The 15,759-nt window shown below is 70.0% G+C and carries 15 protein-coding genes and 2 pseudogenes; 9 read left to right on the plus strand and 8 right to left on the minus strand.

The window, feature by feature from the left end; genetic code table 11:
- Nucleotides 1-74: 74 nt before the first annotated feature.
- A pseudogene (locus AB0D57_RS16345) lies at nt 75-1,351 on the minus strand (IS701 family transposase).
- A 79-nt stretch (nt 1,352-1,430) separates the two neighbouring features.
- Between AB0D57_RS16345 and AB0D57_RS16350 the strand changes: the two are divergent.
- From AB0D57_RS16350 to AB0D57_RS16360, 3 genes and pseudogenes are all read left to right on the plus strand, one after another.
- Nucleotides 1,431-1,684, plus strand: a pseudogene (locus AB0D57_RS16350) (nitrate reductase); the annotation flags it as partial.
- A gap of 390 nt (nt 1,685-2,074) precedes the next feature.
- Nucleotides 2,075-2,455: an anti-sigma factor antagonist gene (locus AB0D57_RS16355; protein WP_362072234.1), complete on the plus strand. Its 381-nt coding sequence runs from the start codon at nt 2,075-2,077 to the stop codon at nt 2,453-2,455.
- 31 nt (nt 2,456-2,486) lie between these two features.
- Nucleotides 2,487-2,777 carry a hypothetical protein gene (locus AB0D57_RS16360; protein ID WP_362072236.1) on the plus strand — a complete coding sequence of 97 codons (291 nt, stop codon included), beginning with the start codon at nt 2,487-2,489 and terminating at the stop codon, nt 2,775-2,777.
- A 102-nt stretch (nt 2,778-2,879) separates the two neighbouring features.
- On the opposite strand, the gene AB0D57_RS16365 is transcribed toward AB0D57_RS16360, so the two are convergent.
- The gene (locus AB0D57_RS16365; protein WP_362072238.1) at nt 2,880-3,833 is read right to left on the minus strand and encodes a ribose-phosphate pyrophosphokinase; all 954 of its coding nucleotides are present in this window, start codon (nt 3,831-3,833) and stop codon (nt 2,880-2,882) included.
- Nucleotides 3,834-4,081: 248 nt separating this feature from the next.
- Between AB0D57_RS16365 and otr(A) the strand changes: the two genes are divergently transcribed.
- Both otr(A) and AB0D57_RS16375 read left to right on the plus strand, forming a co-directional pair.
- On the plus strand, nt 4,082-5,938 hold the full coding sequence (otr(A), locus tag AB0D57_RS16370) for a tetracycline resistance ribosomal protection protein Otr(A) (protein ID WP_362072240.1): 1,857 nt from the start codon (nt 4,082-4,084) through the stop codon (nt 5,936-5,938).
- A 198-nt stretch (nt 5,939-6,136) separates the two neighbouring features.
- Nucleotides 6,137-6,787, plus strand: a complete 651-nt coding sequence (locus AB0D57_RS16375) for a DUF4230 domain-containing protein (RefSeq protein ID WP_362072242.1) — start codon at nt 6,137-6,139, stop codon at nt 6,785-6,787.
- A gap of 22 nt (nt 6,788-6,809) precedes the next feature.
- On the opposite strand, the gene AB0D57_RS16380 is transcribed toward AB0D57_RS16375, so the two are convergent.
- Nucleotides 6,810-8,189: a PHB depolymerase family esterase gene (locus tag AB0D57_RS16380; protein WP_362072244.1), complete on the minus strand. Its 1,380-nt coding sequence runs from the start codon at nt 8,187-8,189 to the stop codon at nt 6,810-6,812.
- Nucleotides 8,190-8,305: 116 nt separating this feature from the next.
- Between AB0D57_RS16380 and AB0D57_RS16385 the strand changes: the two genes are divergently transcribed.
- Nucleotides 8,306-9,109 carry a DUF899 domain-containing protein gene (locus AB0D57_RS16385; protein ID WP_362072246.1) on the plus strand — a complete coding sequence of 268 codons (804 nt, stop codon included), beginning with the start codon at nt 8,306-8,308 and terminating at the stop codon, nt 9,107-9,109.
- Nucleotides 9,110-9,422: 313 nt separating this feature from the next.
- On the opposite strand, the gene AB0D57_RS16390 is transcribed toward AB0D57_RS16385, so the two are convergent.
- Nucleotides 9,423-10,232, minus strand: coding sequence for an SAM-dependent methyltransferase (locus tag AB0D57_RS16390; RefSeq protein ID WP_362072248.1), 810 nt, complete (start codon nt 10,230-10,232; stop codon nt 9,423-9,425).
- Between the two features lie 299 nt (nt 10,233-10,531).
- Between AB0D57_RS16390 and AB0D57_RS16395 the strand changes: the two genes are divergently transcribed.
- Nucleotides 10,532-11,260 (plus strand): VanZ family protein, encoded by a 729-nt coding sequence (locus AB0D57_RS16395; protein ID WP_362072250.1) that lies wholly within the window; start codon nt 10,532-10,534, stop codon nt 11,258-11,260.
- 95 nt (nt 11,261-11,355) lie between these two features.
- Here the strand turns inward: AB0D57_RS16395 and AB0D57_RS16400 are convergent, their stop codons facing one another.
- The 4 genes from AB0D57_RS16400 to AB0D57_RS16415 all read right to left on the minus strand — a co-directional run bounded on the left by AB0D57_RS16400 (nt 11,356) and on the right by AB0D57_RS16415 (nt 13,298).
- Nucleotides 11,356-11,733, minus strand: a complete 378-nt coding sequence (locus tag AB0D57_RS16400) for a peptidase inhibitor family I36 protein (RefSeq protein ID WP_362072252.1) — start codon at nt 11,731-11,733, stop codon at nt 11,356-11,358.
- Entirely contained in the window at nt 11,730-12,431 is a 702-nt protein-coding gene (locus tag AB0D57_RS16405; protein WP_362072254.1) for a hypothetical protein, read from the minus strand. Before AB0D57_RS16405 ends, AB0D57_RS16400 begins: the two co-directional genes overlap by 4 nt.
- A gap of 3 nt (nt 12,432-12,434) precedes the next feature.
- A complete protein-coding gene (locus AB0D57_RS16410; protein WP_362072256.1) occupies nt 12,435-12,851 on the minus strand; it encodes a hypothetical protein in 417 nt (138 codons plus the stop codon).
- Between the two features lie 210 nt (nt 12,852-13,061).
- Nucleotides 13,062-13,298: a hypothetical protein gene (locus tag AB0D57_RS16415; protein ID WP_362072258.1), complete on the minus strand. Its 237-nt coding sequence runs from the start codon at nt 13,296-13,298 to the stop codon at nt 13,062-13,064.
- Between the two features lie 158 nt (nt 13,299-13,456).
- Between AB0D57_RS16415 and AB0D57_RS16420 the strand changes: the two genes are divergently transcribed.
- On the plus strand, nt 13,457-14,500 hold the full coding sequence (locus AB0D57_RS16420) for a PHP domain-containing protein (RefSeq protein WP_362072260.1): 1,044 nt from the start codon (nt 13,457-13,459) through the stop codon (nt 14,498-14,500).
- Nucleotides 14,501-14,796: 296 nt separating this feature from the next.
- The gene (locus AB0D57_RS16425; protein WP_362072262.1) at nt 14,797-15,756 is read left to right on the plus strand and encodes an SDR family NAD(P)-dependent oxidoreductase; all 960 of its coding nucleotides are present in this window, start codon (nt 14,797-14,799) and stop codon (nt 15,754-15,756) included.
- Nucleotides 15,757-15,759: the final 3 nt, after the last annotated feature.

Consider the following 15,759-nt stretch of genomic DNA (forward strand, 5'->3'; position numbering starts at 1 on the left):
GCGCAGGTTGAGGTGGGTGGCGGCCAGGCAGTGCCGGATGGTGTGGGCCGAGGGCCGCAGGAGCGCGCCGGGGATCAGCCAGCGGCCTCGCTCTCGTCGATGCTCGGGGCTTTTCCCTGGTCGGGGGCCTGCTCCGGTTTGGTGTCCGGCTCGGGTTCGGGGGTCTGGTCGGGTTCGTGGATGGCGGCGCGTTGGATGCTGAGGAACGCGGTGGCCAGCATGCAGGCGGTGACGTGACGGTGCCAAGGGGTCCACTTGCGGACCTGGCACTGGGCCAGGCCGACGAGCTGTTTGTTGATTTCGTTGTCCTCCTCGATCTGCCAGCGGCCGCCAGCCCTGGCGATGACCTCCGAGACTGTGGTGCCGGTGGGGGCGTGGACGAGGAAGTAGGCGATCTCCCGGTGGAGTTTGCCGTCCTTGCCGCGTCGGTTGGGGTGCAAGGAGCGTCGCAACACCAGCCAGTGCGCGTGGCCGTCGGCCGGGTTCTCCTCCTTGACCCGCACGGCGAAGGCCGTCCAGTCGTAGAGGCGTTCGCCCTTGGCGCCGTCGCCCAAGGAGCGGCGTTCCCACTGGTCGCGGGTCTTCGCGTAGTGGAGCAGGTCGTCGGCGCGCCGCACCGCCGGCTGACGCGGCTTGCCCGGCGGGCCGTCGATGGGGAGGTCGACCGGGACGGCGAACACGTACGGCACCGCGCGGTCGTGGCACCAGACCCGAAGCTGCAGGTCACGGCCGTAGCCCGCATCGGACAGCACCCACGAGAACGGAACCCCGGCCGCCTGGGCGTTCGCGAGCATCGCGATGGCCAGCTCGGGCTTGGTGGCGAAGCGGGTCTTGTCGGGCACCCCGGCCTCACGGCACCTGTCGCGGTCGTTCGTCCATTCCTCGGGCAGGTACAGGCGGCGGTCGATGAAGGCGTGCCCGGCGGCGGTGGCGTAGGTGAGCATCACCATGGTCTGGCAGTTACGGACATCACCGGTCAGCCCGCAGTGCTGAAAAGCCACCCCTACCGATTCGTCCCCTTCTTCTGCGCCTGGGTGTCATCGATGACGAGTGAGGCGTGCTCGCCGCCCAGATGTGTGATGACGTAAGCGCGGACCGCGTCACGCAGTCGGTCGGCGTCCCACACCGATCCGTTGAGCAGCCACTGCATCCGGTCCGCGGTCACATGCCCGGCACGCTCCGACAGCGTCCAGCCGTTCTTCCTCGGCAGCTCCGCCAGCAGCCCCTCGACGAAATGCGCGAACACCACCCGCGGCTCCGGCCGGTTGAACAAGTACCCCAACGAACGTGTCAATGCGGACGGTTCGGCATCCCACCCGGCTATCTGCTCAGCCGTCACACCCGGCATCATGCCCGGTCAACTACGCGCTGATCATCGCCTCGTACCTGGCCATGACCGACCGCCCGGCCGACACGGTCACGTACCAGCCGCCCGCCGTGCGGCGGTCCACCTCGCACTCCGCGCGGGTACCAACGTGGCCCTGCTCGACACCCTGCTGCACGAGATCATCCAGACCGACCGGATCGACCGCGACTTCGTCGAAGCGCACACCGTCGGCTTCGAGGAACTCGCCGACCGCGTCACCGACACCGCCCCGGCGTGACCGCCCGTATCTGCGACGTACCGGCCGGGAAGATCACCGAGGCTGCGGAGACCCTCGGCGGTGCCGAACACCTCACGGCCCGCGCCACCACGGGATCGGCTCCGGCCACGACTGCAGGCGGCGGCGCGTTGCAGTGGCGGTCTGCGACGACGCTCCGCTACACACAGACGCAGTGGTCGACCGGACCGACAACGCCACGCCTCGAAACAGGAACACACAAGGAGATCAGCACCGACCCAGCACGGGACAGGTTTCCTGGGGTGATCACAGGTGCCTCCAGGTCAGCACACACTCAGCACGGGTAGAGCAAGAGCCCCGGATCACTCCGGGGCTCTAACGCTGCGACCTGTACGTTTGCCGTCAGGGATGATCGCTGCTATACCGGCGTCTCAGATACCAATCGAACATGCTGAAATTCGCTCCAACGAGGGTAGTTTGCAGAGCAGGGAACGGTTGGAGGCGATGTCGTCGTGACACACGGCCCCGCACCGCTCACCCGGCATCTGCACATCCACCGGATGCGGGGTCACACCGTGCTGGAGTTCCACGGGGAGATCGACATCCTCGCGGCGCTGGAGATCACCCCGTATCTGGACTCCGCCACGGGGCACCGGAGGCCGCAGATCGTGATCGACCTGCGGCCGGCCGAGTTCTTCGACTGCTCGGGGCTGCGCCTGCTGTACCGGGCCAGGCGCCGGGTACTCGACCGGGGCGGGCGCATTCACCTCGTCTGCACCCAGCCGGTGACGCTGCGCGTCCTGAAGGTGACCGGCCTGGCGCACCTCCTGCCGCCCTCGGCATCCCTGGACGAGGCGCTGGGGCAGCCCGAGGCCACGTCGGGCTCGTTCTGATGCACAAGACACCGAGGAACCAAAACAGCTCATGAACAGTTCCGCGGACGACATCATCCGCACGGTGGTCGACACTCTCAAGCAACGAGCCTCGGCTCGAGGAGAAACCGTGCCGGCCCTCGATTCGGTCCGCCACCTTGTCGCGAACGATGAGGCGGACCTCGCGATCGACTACCTCATCAACACGGTCAACTCGTTCCGGCTCGCGCTGCGGCAGGACGAGTACGACCGGCTCATGTCGGCGGCCGCCCGGCTCGACTACGCGGACAGCGTGACCGACATCGATCCCCGGTTGCTCGTCCCCGCCTCCGACGACGTCTGACGGCCTGGCCCCCGTACTGTCGGGGCCAGGCCCCCGTCATCGGGTGCGTGGGAGAGGACCTGGTGCAGGCCGCGACCGTGCGCACCGGCCGCCCGATCATGTCTATTCACTCCGGGGCGCGTCGAACAGGGCGCTGACGGACTCGCCGTTGTGAATGCGCCGCACGGCCTCCGCGAGCGCCGGAGCGATGGACAGGATCCGCAGCTTCTCGGTGTGTTCCTCGACCGGGACCGGAACCGTGTTGGTGCACACGATCTCCAACACGTCCTCCTGGTCGCTGAGTCGCTTGAGCGCCCCCGCCGCGAACAGCCCGTGCGTGCAGGCGACCCGGATCGAGCGAGGCTCCAACTCCCGCAGCCGCTGCAGGAGTTCGAGGACGGTGCTGCCCTTGGCGATCTCGTCGTCCAGCACGATGACATCGCGCCCGGTGACCTCACCGATCACGGAGCTGATGCTCACCCGGTCGTCGGCGAACCGCTGCTTGGCGCCGGCCGCCACCTGGGCGCCGATCAGCCGTGCGAAGGCGGCGGCCTCCTTGGCGTTGCCCAGGTCCGGCGACACCACCGTCGTACGCGACAGGTCGTAGCCGCGGAAGTGCACCGCCAGCTCCCGCAGGGCGTGCAGGTGGTCGACCGGCACCGAGAAGAACCCGTGGACCTGCGGGGAGTGCAGTGTCATCGCCAGGACACGGCTCGCCCCGGCCGCCACCAGCAGGTCCGCCACCAGCCGCCCGCCCATGGAGATCCGCGGCATGTCCTTCTTGTCCGAACGGGCGTACGAGTAGTGCGGCATGACCACCGTGATCCGGCCCGCGGACGCGCCCCGCGCCGCGTCGCACATCATCAGCAGTTCGACGAGATGCTCCTGGACCGGGGCGACCAGCGGCTGTACGAGAAAGACATCGCGCTCCCGGCAATTGGCCTGGAGCTGCACCTCCAGGCAGTCGTTGGCGAACCGGCTGACCCGGGTCGGGCTGAGGGGCACACCGAGATGCGCGCAGACCTCGGCGGCCAGTTCAGGATGGGCACTACCGCTGAACACGGCGATGTCACGCACGACCGCTCCTCGCATGATCGAACCGGGATGCGTCGCCGGTTGGCATGATCGTCCCGGGGTGCGTGCCTCATGCTACTGGGACCTCACCGGGTACTCCCGCCGGGGGAAATTCGGTTGCGGACGGTCACCGGGGACGCGGCATCATGGCATCGCCAGCGCCCCTCACCCACGGGAGAACGACATGCGCCGATTCCTCGGAACTGCTCAGCGCCCCCACCGGACGACTGTTCTCGAGGACTCGACCACCTATGCACACCCTGAACATCGGAATTCTGGCCCACGTCGACGCGGGTAAGACCAGCCTCACCGAGCGGCTGCTGTTCGACGGCGGCGCCCTCGACCGGCTCGGCAGCGTCGACGCCGGTGACACCCGCACGGACGACGGACAGATCGAGCGACAGCGCGGGATCACCATCCGCTCGGCCGTCGCCGCCTTCACCGTCGGGGACGTCCAGATCAACCTGATCGACACCCCCGGGCATGCGGACTTCATCGCCGAGGTGGAGCGCGCCCTGGAGGTACTGGACGGCGCGGTGCTGCTCCTGTCCGCCGTCGAGGGCGTCCAGGCGCAGACACGCGTCCTGATGAAGACCCTGCGCCGGCTCCGGCTGCCCACGCTCATTTTCATCAACAAGATCGACCGGGCGGGGGCACGGGACGAGGCTCTCCTCGACGAGGTCCGGCGCCGTCTCACGCCGAACGTCGTCCCGCTCACCGGCGTGCGTGACATCGGCACCGCGTACGCCCGGGTCGTGCCGCGGCCGCTGGACGAGGCGGCGGCCGGCACCCTCGCCGAGGTCGACGCCGACGTGCTGGCCGGGATGGTGGACGGGCCCGCGCCGACCCCAAAGGAGCTGGCCGCGGCGCTCGCCGCGCACACCGCCGACGGCTCTCTCCACCCCGTCTGCTTCGGGTCCGCCCTAGGCGGGCAGGGAGTGGCCGAACTCGTCGAGGGGCTGGTCCGGCTCGTTCCCCCCCTGAAGGCTCCGGACTCCGCGGAGCCACGGGGCACGGTCTTCGCCGTGCGGCCCGGCCCCGGCGGTGAGCGGACCGCGTATCTGCGGTTGTACGACGGTGAAGTGACACATCGTCAGCGACTCACGTTCCGGCGTCGCGAGGCCGACGGCCGCACCACCCAAGTGCCCGGCCGAGCGAGGGAACTGGACGTCGTCGGGAGACCGGGGGCGGGCACGCTCACCGCGGGCAACATCGCCGCGGTCCGCGGCGTCGGCGGCATCCGGGTCGGTGACCGTCTCGGTGAAGTCACCGACCGGGCACCGCAGTTCGCAGCTCCGACGCTGGAGACCCTGGTCCGGGCCAGGCGTCCCGACCAGGCCGCTGGGCTGCGCTCCGCCCTGCTCACGCTGGCCGACCAGGACCCGCTGCTGCACGCCCGGCCTGCCGCGTCCGGCGGCACCGCGCTGCTCCTCTACGGCGAGGTCCAGAAGGAGGTGGTGGCGGCCACGCTCGCCCAGGACTTCGGCATCGAGGCGGACTTCGAACCGAGCCGGGTGCGATTCCTGGAACGGCCGACCGGCACCGGTGAGGCGTACGAGGAGATCCAACGGCACGGACACACCGGGTTCTGGGCCACCATCGGGCTGCGCATCGAGCCGGGACCACGCGGCTCGGGCGGAGCTTTCACGTACGAGACCGAACTCGGAGCCCTCCCCCGCGCCTTCCACCAGGCGATCGAGGACACGGTCCACGCAACCCTGCTCACCGGTCCGCACGGCCGGCCGGTGACGGACTACCGGGCCACGCTCGTCCGCTCCGGATTCGCCGCGCCGATCAGCACGGCCGCCGACTTCCGCGGTCTCACCCCGATCGTCCTGCGGCGCGCGCTGGAGCGGGCGGGGACGCGGGTGTACGAGCCGTACCACGCGTTCGAGGTGGAGCTCCCGCTCGACGCACTGGCCCCGGTCACAGCGCTCCTCGCCTCCCTCGGGACGCGGTTCGAGGAGACCACCGGCGGCCGTACCGACTGGCTGGTCACCGGAGAACTGCCGGCCCGGCGGGTGCGGGACATCGAGCTGCGACTGCCGGGGCTCACCCACGGAGAAGGTGTCTGGTGGTCTCACCCGTCGGGCGACCACCGCGTGTAGTCCGGCAGATGCCGTACGCGGGGCGGACGCGGTGCTCCGTTGGCGTACGGCGAACTGCGGTGGGAGCGCGGGCCATCCGTACCGCCGGGGTGGATGCGCTCCCGCCCGCGCTCCCGCCCGGGCCACCAAATCCGCCAACAGAGCGGCCTACCAAGGGATTTGAGGGGCATCCGGTTAGCAGGAAGGAGGACCGTCGACATGACGACGTCCATCAAACGCATGCCCGGGTGGGCCAAGGTGATCAGTGCTGTCGCGCTGGTGCTCGTGCTGTTGTTCGCCGGGCTGCGGCTGGCCGTTCTGCCTGGGCTGCGCGACCTGTTCGGCACCGAGACCAACGACCGCTCCGGACCCGCCCTCCTCAAATCGATCCAGGACATGAGCCGTTACAACGCCGCTTCCGGCAACTTCCAGGTGGTGGTGGACCTGGAGAAGGACGCCAAGTTCCTGCCCGACGCGATCCGCGGCACCCGCACGCTGTACGTGGGGGCCGGCACGGTCGACGCGTACGTCAACCTCGGCGGGCTCGCCGAGAAGGACGTGACCGTCAACGCCGACCGCACCTCGGCCACCCTCCGACTGCCGCACGCGGCCCTCGGCAAGCCCGCGCTCGACCCCGACCGCTCCTACGCCGTCTCCAAACAGCGCGGTCTGCTGGACCGGCTCGGCGACTTCTTCTCCGACAACCCGAACGACGAGCGCGCCGTGCAACAACTCGCGTCCAAACACATCGGCGCGGCCGCCAAGGACAGCGAACTCACCGAACGGGCCGAGAAGAACACCACCAGCATGCTCGACGGTCTGCTGCGCTCGCTGGGCTTCAAGGAGGTGACCGTCACCTACCGCGCCTGAACGGAGGCCCTGTGGCGGGCGGTCAGGTGACGGTGCAGGCCGTGCCGTTGAGGGTGAAAGCGGCAGGAGTCCCGGAGTTGCCGCTGTGGCCGGCCTGATAGCCGATGGTCACGGCGGCGCCCGGGGCGATCGTGCCGTTGTACGCGGCATTGGTCGCGGTCACGGTGCCGGTGGTCGGCGCGTAGGTGGCGCCCCAGCCGTTGGTGATGGTCTGGCCCGAGGGGAGGGTGAAGCTCAGCTGCCAGCCGTTGACGGAGGTGGTGCCGGTGTTCGTGAGGGTCACGGAGGCGGTCAGGCCCGTGTTCCAGGCGCTGGTGGTGACCGCCACCCGGCAGCCGCCCGGCTGGGGTTGCGGCGCGGGGCCGGTGCTGTCCAGGCCGAAGAAGGTGAGGACACGGGCCGCCATGCCGCCGGTCACGAGGTTGTGGCCGACGCCCTGCAGGCTGATGGACTCGACCGGAGCCTGGTCACCGGTGGCGCCGTAGCGGGTGCGGGTCCACCCCGCCTGCGGCGAGTCCGTGGCGGCGGATGTCTGGCTCACCCCGAGGACGTTCGTCCACTGCTTGATCCCTTCTCCGAAGTTGGGGTACCGCAGGGTGGCGTCCTCGGTGCCGTGCCACAGCTGCATGCGCGGCCGGGGCCCCGTATAGCCGGGGTAGGCGGCGCGGACCAGGTTCCCCCACTCCTGCGGGGTGTGGGTCACGGTGCCGTTCGCGCAGGCGCTGTTCCACTCGGAGCCGTCGGTGGTGGCGAAGCAGCCGAACGGCACCCCGGCGAACGCGGCGCCCGCCGCGAACACGTCGGGATAGTCGCCCAGCAGGACGTTGGTCATCATCGCGCCGGAGGAGATGCCCGTGGCGAAGATCCTGGACGTGTCCGCGCCGTAGGTGCGGGTGACCCAGTCGACCATGGACTTGATGCCGACCGGGTCGCTGCCGCCGCCACGGCTCAGGGCCTGGGGCGAGGAGACGTCGAAGCACTTGCTGGCGCGGGTGACCGACGGGTAGACGACGATGAAGCCGTAGCGGTCGGCCAGTGCGGCGTACTCGGTGCCGGAGTACATCGCCGGGCCGGAGCCCGTGCAGTAGTGCACGGCCACCAGGACCGCCGGGTGCGCGGTGACACTGTCCGGCACGTACAGGTACATCTGGAGGTTGCTGGGATTGGTGCCGAAGTTCGTCACCTCGGTGAGGGCCGCGGCGGCGGTCTCAGCGGGTGCGGTCTTGGCGAGTGCCGTCCTGGCGAGTGCGGTCTCGGCGGGTGCGGCGGACACCCGGACGGGCGCCGCGGGTGCGGCCGAGGCCTGGGGTGCGGTGAGCAGCACCGCGGTGAGTAAGGACACCAGCGCGGTGAGCAGCGCGCCGAGTGCGGGTCGGAGCGGCCTTCCGATGCTGGATGACATGGACATGATCTCCATGGAAGCGCTCCCGCGCCCCACGGGCAACCGCCGGTGAAGACCGAATACTTTCGGGGTCGGCGTGCGCCTGTGTCGATGGCGCCCGACCCTGGACGCAAGGGGTGCTGCTGAGCGGCGCCCAGCTCACCCCTCCCTGCCTGGCGCACGAGCTCAGACCGAACGGGAAGGTGAATGTCGCCATGAAGACAGCCCCGATCGTCTCGCCGCAGGAGTGGGAGGCCGCGCGCGAGCAGCTCCTCGTGGAAGAGAAAAAGCTGACCCGCGCTCGTGACGCACTGGCCGCCAAGCGTCGCCGGATGCCGTGGCTGGCGGTGGAGAAGAAGTACGAATTCGACGGGCCGAAGGGCAAGGCAAGTCTGCTCGACCTGTTCGAGGGGCGCCGCCAGCTGATCGTCTACCGCGCCTTCCACGAACCCGGCGTTTTCGGCTGGCCCGACCACGCTTGCCGCGGCTGTTCCATGGTGGCTGACCACGTCGGCCACCTTGCCCACTTGAACGCCCGCGACACCACGCTCGTCTTCGTCTCGCGCGCACCGCAGCCGGACATCGGCCGTCTGAAGGCGCGGATGGGCTGGACGATTCCCTGGTACACGATCACCGACGATTTCGACAACGACTTCGGTGTGGACGAGTGGCACGGCACGAACGCGTTCATCCGCGATGGCGACAGCGTGTTCCGCACCTACTTCATCAACGCCCGTGGCGATGAGGCATTGGGCAGCACCTGGAGCTACCTCGACATGACCGCGCTCGGGCGGCAGGAGACATGGGAGGACTCGCCCGAAGGCTGTCCCCAGACCCCACCGTACGAATGGTGGAACTGGCATGACGCATACGACGACGCCGAACCGGCCCCGGAGTGGCTGGCCATAACCGGCCGAGGCACCCGAGAACAGGCCGACTGAGCCCTTCGCCCTCGAGCCGCTCAGAAGGCCGGACCGGCGCCTCGCGACGCGTCGCCTCCGACGGGACAGCCGATCCTGGTGGCGTCGACCTCGGTTTCGTAGTAGTCTTCGGCGAACCTCTGGAACGCCTCCGGCGTCCGGTCGGTCAATACCTCGAAGAGCCATTCGGCACCGTCAGGATCCGGATGCCCCTCCGGGAACTCGATCGCCCCCGCCCGCCACCGGCACTGCGAGCATCCAGTGGGACGCTCGCAGTGCCGGGTACCGGATGCCGACGGGACACGCGGACTGGGCCAACAGGGCTGTTGGCTGGTCAGCCGTTCTTGCGGGCCACTCCGCCGTAGATGCCGATCGGCGGGGCGTTGAGCTTCGGGGGCTCGTCCGAGCGCCAGTCCGTGACCTTGACCAGGCCGGGCTCGACCAGGGTGAAGTCGCCGAAGAAGTCGAGGACTTGGGCGTGGGGCCGGAGGTTCAGGGTGGCGGTGGCACTGTTGTAGACGGCCGCCGCGTCCTCACGCCGGTCCTCGTGGATGTCGCCCGTCGCGTGCGACAGGATGAGGTAGGAACCGGTGGGCAGCGCGTCACGGAGAGTGGCCAGGATGCCGTCCGGGTCCTCCGCGTCGGTGATGAAGTGCACGACGGCCACCAGCAGGAGAGCCACCGGCTGGTCGAAGTCGATGACCTTGCGCACCTCGGGATGGTCGAGGACGGCACGGGGATCACGCAGGTCGGCCAGGACGACAGTCGTGTCGGTGTCCTCCAGGAGGGCCATCGAGTGAGCGCTCACGATCGGATCGTTGTCGACGTAGGCGACGCGGGTCTCGGGAGCGATCGCCTGCGCGATCTGGTGCACGTTGGGCGCAGTGGGCAGGCCCGTGCCCACGTCGAGGATCTGCCGGATGCCGCCTTCCTCGACGACGTGTCGGACGGCGCGCTCCATGAAACGCCGGTTGGCACGGACGCCGGCCCGCACCTCCGGAGCCACCTTCATGAACTGCTCGGCCGCCTGCTGATCGACCTCGTAGTTGTCCTTCCCGCCCAGGAAGTAGTCGTACATCCGGGCCGGGTGGGGCTTGGTCGTATCGATCTTTAATGAGTGAGCGCCGCTGCTCGGGGAGGTCATGCTGCCTGGCTCCGTCCTGGACTCGCATCTCGCCATGGGATGTACCGCGGCGAGTGACTGTCAGAACATCATCCTGGCATGACCCGGTTCCGGTCCATCCCGGGCCCTCCTTTTGGAAGGGCCGGTGGCCGCACACAGGGCGAGGAGCAGCAGGACAGGCCGGCGAGGTGGAGAGGTTCTGCGCCATCCAGACCAGTCGCACCTCCCCACGACCGCGAGGCGCGAAGGCGCCCGGCATCGAAGCCCGCTTTGCGGGTAACCACCTTTACCAGAAGGGCAGTTGAAACCGGGAGGATCGAATGGCGCGTACGGCGTTACGCTCGGGCACCCCGCGCTCCACCCGCACCGCGAAATCCGGTCGGCGCCCATCGGCGCCCCCGGCGGGGCGCAAGGCACTCCCGCTGCCCGTGCGGCTGCTGGTCATGCTGCTGGCCTTCGTGGCCATGGTGGCGTTCGCCGTCGCGCTGGCCCGGCTGACGCTGGAGCCGTCCCCGGCGTCGAAGGCGCTGATCCACACCAATCTCCACCCCGGGCGTTCCCTGGAGGCCTATCTCGACCAGCCGGAACTGCGCGACGCCGCGAAGCAGATCGGCGGGAACGTCCTGCTGGGTGTGCCCTTCGGGCTGCTGCTGCCGGTGCTGGTGCCGAGGGCCCGGGGGATCCTACGCGTGCTGCTGCTCACGGCGGCGGTGATGCTGCTGGTCGAGCTGGTCCAGGGGGCGCTGATCACCGGGCGCGCCTTCGACATCGATGACGTCATCCTGAACACCACCGGGGCACTGGTGGGTTATCTGCTCCTGGGGCGGCGGCTGGGCAGGGCGGTGCATCCCCGAAACCGTCGCCGGGGCAAGGGCGGGGCTTCGCAAAGCCGTCCCGGCAAGGGCAAGGCTCCGAAAGCCGGGCAGAGCAAGGCCGAGACGCCGAAGGCCGGGCAGAGCAAAGGCGAGACGCCGAAAGCCCGCCGGAGCAAGGGCAAGGGCGAGGCTCCGAAAGCTCGGCGCAGCAAGGGCGAGGTTCCGGAGGGCTGAGCCGCCGCGCAGGGCATGACCGTTCGCCCGCGGCCCCGCCGCGGGCGAACGGCGCCGGTCGGCCGGTGTGTCGGCCGGTCGGCACGTCAGGCAGGTCAACAGCCGGTGGACCAGGTGTGCGAGTCGCCACGGTCGTTCGCCACGGCGTTGTAACCCACCTCCTCACCCGGTGCGAGACAGATCGTCATGTCGCCGCCCTGCCAGGCGTCCTCGTAGACCTTCACGTGGTCCTTCACGCCCGGTCCGGAGATGCCGTGATTGGCCCAGGAGGAGTCGGTGTCGGCGATCCAGCTCTCCCACCAGCCGTCGTCCCCCGACCAGTTGGCCCGCTGGCCGTCGAAGTTGGCGTTCTCCCAGACGCAGAAGTTGCCGCTGGGGCAGTCGGCCGCGCCGGATGGTGTGGCCAGAGCCAGGCCACCAGTGAGAGCGAGCAGGGCCGCGGCGGCGGAGAGAGCGAGGCGCTTAGTGATCACGAGGAGGTACTGCCTTTCTTCCGGGTTACCTGGGCGGTCCGCTCGGCGTACAGGGCCGCCGCGCGGTGCAGTGCGCGGGTGCGCAGCTCCCGGTAGGTGGTCAGTTGTCCGTGCCGCTCGGCGCGGACCCGGGCCAGCAGAGCCGGCTCCAGCTGCCTGCGCAGCCGGGCGAGGCCGCTCTTACGGGCGCAGCGCGCGGACACGGCGGGATCGGGGCGGCTGGGACGGTGCCCGTGCGCCGGGGTGACGCAACGGGTCCAACGGACGGTCGCGGCACGGTAGTCGGGGTCGTGTTTCATACGCTGCCGGGCCTCGGCGCGCAGGTTGTTCACCACGACCCGGGTACGGAACCAGAGCCGCTGGTCGCCGTACAACTCGCGCTGCGCGGCGGCGAGGCAGCCGTCCGTGTGGGCGGTGACGGTGTAGCCGGTGGCGAGGGTGACGGAGAGCTCGGGGCGGCCACGGCCGAAGAGGGCACCCTGCAGTCGCCCGTCCGCCGCGTCCGAGGTGTGTTTCAGGGTCAGTCCCTGCCGTGCCAGGCAGCGGTCGACGAGCGCCTGCTGGGCGGTGTCGATGAGGTCGTCGCGGTCGCGCTCGGTCCTGGGCAGCTCGGGCGCCCGGTGCGCCGGTGTCGTGGCGCACCCTGCCAGCGCCAGCACCGCCAGCGCGGCGGCACACAAGGCGCGAAGGAGTCGCACGGGTCAGCCGACCTCGCAGCCCATCGTGGTGTCGGCGACGCCGTCGAGGCGGGCGCCCCAGGGCCAGTTGTCGGCCAGGTCGTGCGCCCGGATCAGCCGGTGGTAACAGGTGCCGCGGGCCCAGTCGATGGCGTACACGGCGGTGTCGGCGTTGGACCGGAAGGAGGCGGCCTTGTCATGGAGGAAGTCCGGGACGTCCGTATAGCCGGGTGGTGTGTAGCACCACGACGAGCCGTGCTGTCCCGCGGCGGTCCAGAAGCAGACGTCTCCGGCCCGCGACGCGGCGGGGGCCTGTGTGGCGGCTGGGACCCGTGCGACGGAGGAGGCCGGTGCGGCGGCGGGGGCCGCGCTCGCGGGTACGGCGGTGAGGAGGGCGGCCGCGGCGAGGAGGGATGCGGGCACGACGAAGCCACGGAACATGACGACTCCCGAGGAGGAAAGAGGATGCCGGGGCGGGTCCTGCTCACCCGGCAAGATCAACCGTGCCCACGCCGGAGCGGTCCCATGCACGGTTCCCACCGATTGGTGATCTTTCCTAGGGTGTGGGGTCATTCCTCCCAAGACAGCTCACACCGGCGCGAAACCCGGGGTCCGCGCGCTCCCATGCGGCGTCGTCTACCGCGGCGTCTCCTAGTGCAGCGTCCAGGTGAGCTTGTCGCCGCCCACCCAGCGAACCACCTCTGGATCGTCGAGGTCGTGGACCGTGATGCCGTACGCAGCGGCAGTCGTCAGGACGTCGATGATCGCCTTCGCCTCACCGACCACTTCACCGTCGATCTCCATGATGCGGAACGGCGGCGTGCCCGGCTGCACCCGGAGCACCATGATCCGCGGGTTGGAGATGTACGGGCTCGCAATTTCGGTCATGACTAGAGCGTAGAGCGATTTCCTTGGGTCAGCGGAGGCGCGATGCGACCCCTGCCGCGTCGGCGGCCCCGGTGCGGCCGGAGAGGGCCGGCGGGGGCGGAAAGCACCTGCCGTGCGGGCCGACGGCGGCTGGGCAAGGCTGGTGGGAGGAGGTGCCGATGGATCCCGTCGAGGCCCTGGACCGGATCGCGTTCCTGCTGGAGCGGACCCAGGCCCCCACATACCGCGTACGAGCCTTCCGTACCGCGCAGGCCCTGCTGGCCGCGCTGCCCGACGGCGAGGCCGAGGAGCGCGTGGCGGCCGGCACCCTGGAGTCGCTGAAGGGCATCGGGCCGAAGACGGCGCAGGTCGTCCGCGAGGGGCTGGCCGGTCACGTGCCCGCCTATCTGGAGAAGCTGGAGCAGGAGGCCGGGGGGCCGCTCGCCCCTGGCGGCGAGCGGCTGCGGGCGCTGCTGCGCGGCGACTGCCATCTGCACTCAGACTGGTCGGACGGCGGCAGCCCGATCGATCTGATGGGCCGGACCGCGGCACGCCTCGGGCACGACTGGGCGGTGCTCACGGACCACTCTCCGCGGCTGACCGTGGCACGCGGCCTGTCCCCCGAGCGGCTGCGTGAGCAGCTGACGGTGGTGGCGGAGCTCAACCGTCATTGGGCTCCCTTCCGGCTGCTCACCGGCATCGAGTGCGACATCCTCGACGACGGATCGCTCGACCAGGAACCGGAACTGCTCGACCGGCTCGACGTCGTGGTGGTGTCGGTGCACTCCAAGCTGCGCATGGACGCGCGGTCGATGACCCGCCGCATGATCGCCGCCGTCCGCGATCCGCTCTCGGACGTGCTCGGGCACTGCACGGGCCGCCTGCTCACCGGCCGCCGCCGTCCGGAGTCGGAGTTCGACGCGGACGCGGTCTTCGCGGCCTGCGCGGAATCCGGTACGGCAGTGGAGATCAACAGCCGCCCGGAGCGGCTCGACCCGCCGCGCCGGCTGCTGCACCGGGCGGTCGACGCCGGGGTGCTGTTCTCGTTGGACACCGACGCGCACGCGCCCGGTCAGCTCGACTGGCAGATCCACGGCTGCGCGCGGGCCGAGGAGTGCGGGGTGCCCGCCGAGCGCGTGATCACCACCTGGACCGCGGACGAGCTGCTGGCCTGGGCCCGGGACGGGGAGACGCCGTCACGCGCGGCAGGTGACTCCCCGTGACGCACATCACGACGCATGCCCTGGTCCACGGGAACACCCACCGGTAGTTTCCCGTTAAACCAATTGTGGGTGCGGATGGGAGAGTGTCCCCGGGCCTCACCTTTTGCCCACAGGGACGATCGTTCGGCTGAAGCCCTGTGGAGCGTTTCGCCGAGAGGCGACCGCCATCCGTGGCCACCACAGACGGCCCCGACCGAGATTCCCCCGTCCGGTCGGGGCCTTTCCCTTGCCCTGTGCGAGGGCGGCCCGCCGTGTCCGCTTGACTTCGAGTGCTCTCCAATTCGTAGCGTCGCGGTATGACCACTGCACAGCACAAGATCGGCTCGGGGTTCGGCGCCCACAGCACCGCCGACGAGGTCCTCCAGGGCATCGACCTCTCCGGGAAGCTCGCGATCGTCACGGGCGGGTACTCGGGGCTCGGCCTGGAGACGACGCGCGCGCTCGCCAAGGCGGGTGCCCACATCGTCGTCCCGGCGCGACGGGTGGACGTCGCCCGGGAGGCGGTCGACGGCATCGACGGGGTCGAGGTGGACGAACTCGACCTCGGCGACCTGGACAGTGTCCGTGCCTTCGCCGAGCGGTTCCTCGCCTCGGGCCGCACCGTCGACATCGTCATCGACAACGCCGGGATCATGGCCTGCCCTCAGACCCGTGTCGGGCCGGGCTGGGAGGCCCAGTTCGCCACCAACCATCTCGGCCACTACGCGCTCGTCAACCGGCTCTGGCCGGCGATCGAGCCGGGCGGGGCACGGGTCGTCTCCGTGTCCTCCGCCGGACACCACAACTCGGGAATCCGCTGGGACGACGTGCACTGGCGCGACGGGTACGACAAGTGGGAGGCGTACGGGCAGGCGAAGACGGCGAACGTCCTCTTCGCCGTCCACCTCGACCGGCTCGGCCGGGACGCCGGCGTACGGGCCTTCGCCCTCCACCCCGGCGGCATCCTGACGCCGCTCCAGCGTCACCTCGCCAAGGAGGAGATGGTGGAGCGCGGTTGGATCGACGAGGACGGCAAGCCGCTGAACCCGGCCGGCTTCAAGTCGCCCGAGCAGGGCGCGGCGACCCAGGTGTGGGCCGCGACCTCGCCCCAGCTGGCCGACCTGGGCGGTGTGTACTGCGAGGACTGCGACATCGCCGAGCCCGCTCCCACCGACGGCGAGCGCGTCGGCGTACGGGACTACGCGATCGACCCCGAGCAGGCCGCGCGTCTGTGGGCGCTGTCGGCGGAGCTGACCGGGGTGAACGCGTTCGCGTGACCT

The organism is Streptomyces sp. NPDC048275 (assembly GCF_040652275.1).
In the GTDB taxonomy this organism is placed as follows: Bacteria; Actinomycetota; Actinomycetes; order Streptomycetales; family Streptomycetaceae; genus Streptomyces.

Excerpts from the sequence above, each read along its gene's own strand:
- AB0D57_RS16360 (WP_362072236.1), top strand. The coding sequence starts at position 2,487 with ATGAACAGTTCCGCGGACGACATCATCCGCACGGTGGTCGACACTCTC.
- AB0D57_RS16375 (WP_362072242.1), top strand. The coding sequence starts at position 6,137 with ATGACGACGTCCATCAAACGCATGCCCGGGTGGGCCAAGGTGATCAGT.
- AB0D57_RS16380 (WP_362072244.1), bottom strand. The coding sequence starts at position 8,189 with ATGTCATCCAGCATCGGAAGGCCGCTCCGACCCGCACTCGGCGCGCTG.
- AB0D57_RS16390 (WP_362072248.1), bottom strand. The coding sequence starts at position 10,232 with ATGACCTCCCCGAGCAGCGGCGCTCACTCATTAAAGATCGATACGACC.
- AB0D57_RS16395 (WP_362072250.1), top strand. The coding sequence starts at position 10,532 with ATGGCGCGTACGGCGTTACGCTCGGGCACCCCGCGCTCCACCCGCACC.
- AB0D57_RS16410 (WP_362072256.1), bottom strand. The coding sequence starts at position 12,851 with ATGTTCCGTGGCTTCGTCGTGCCCGCATCCCTCCTCGCCGCGGCCGCC.
- AB0D57_RS16415 (WP_362072258.1), bottom strand. The coding sequence starts at position 13,298 with ATGACCGAAATTGCGAGCCCGTACATCTCCAACCCGCGGATCATGGTG.
- AB0D57_RS16420 (WP_362072260.1), top strand. The coding sequence starts at position 13,457 with ATGGATCCCGTCGAGGCCCTGGACCGGATCGCGTTCCTGCTGGAGCGG.
- AB0D57_RS16425 (WP_362072262.1), top strand. The coding sequence starts at position 14,797 with ATGACCACTGCACAGCACAAGATCGGCTCGGGGTTCGGCGCCCACAGC.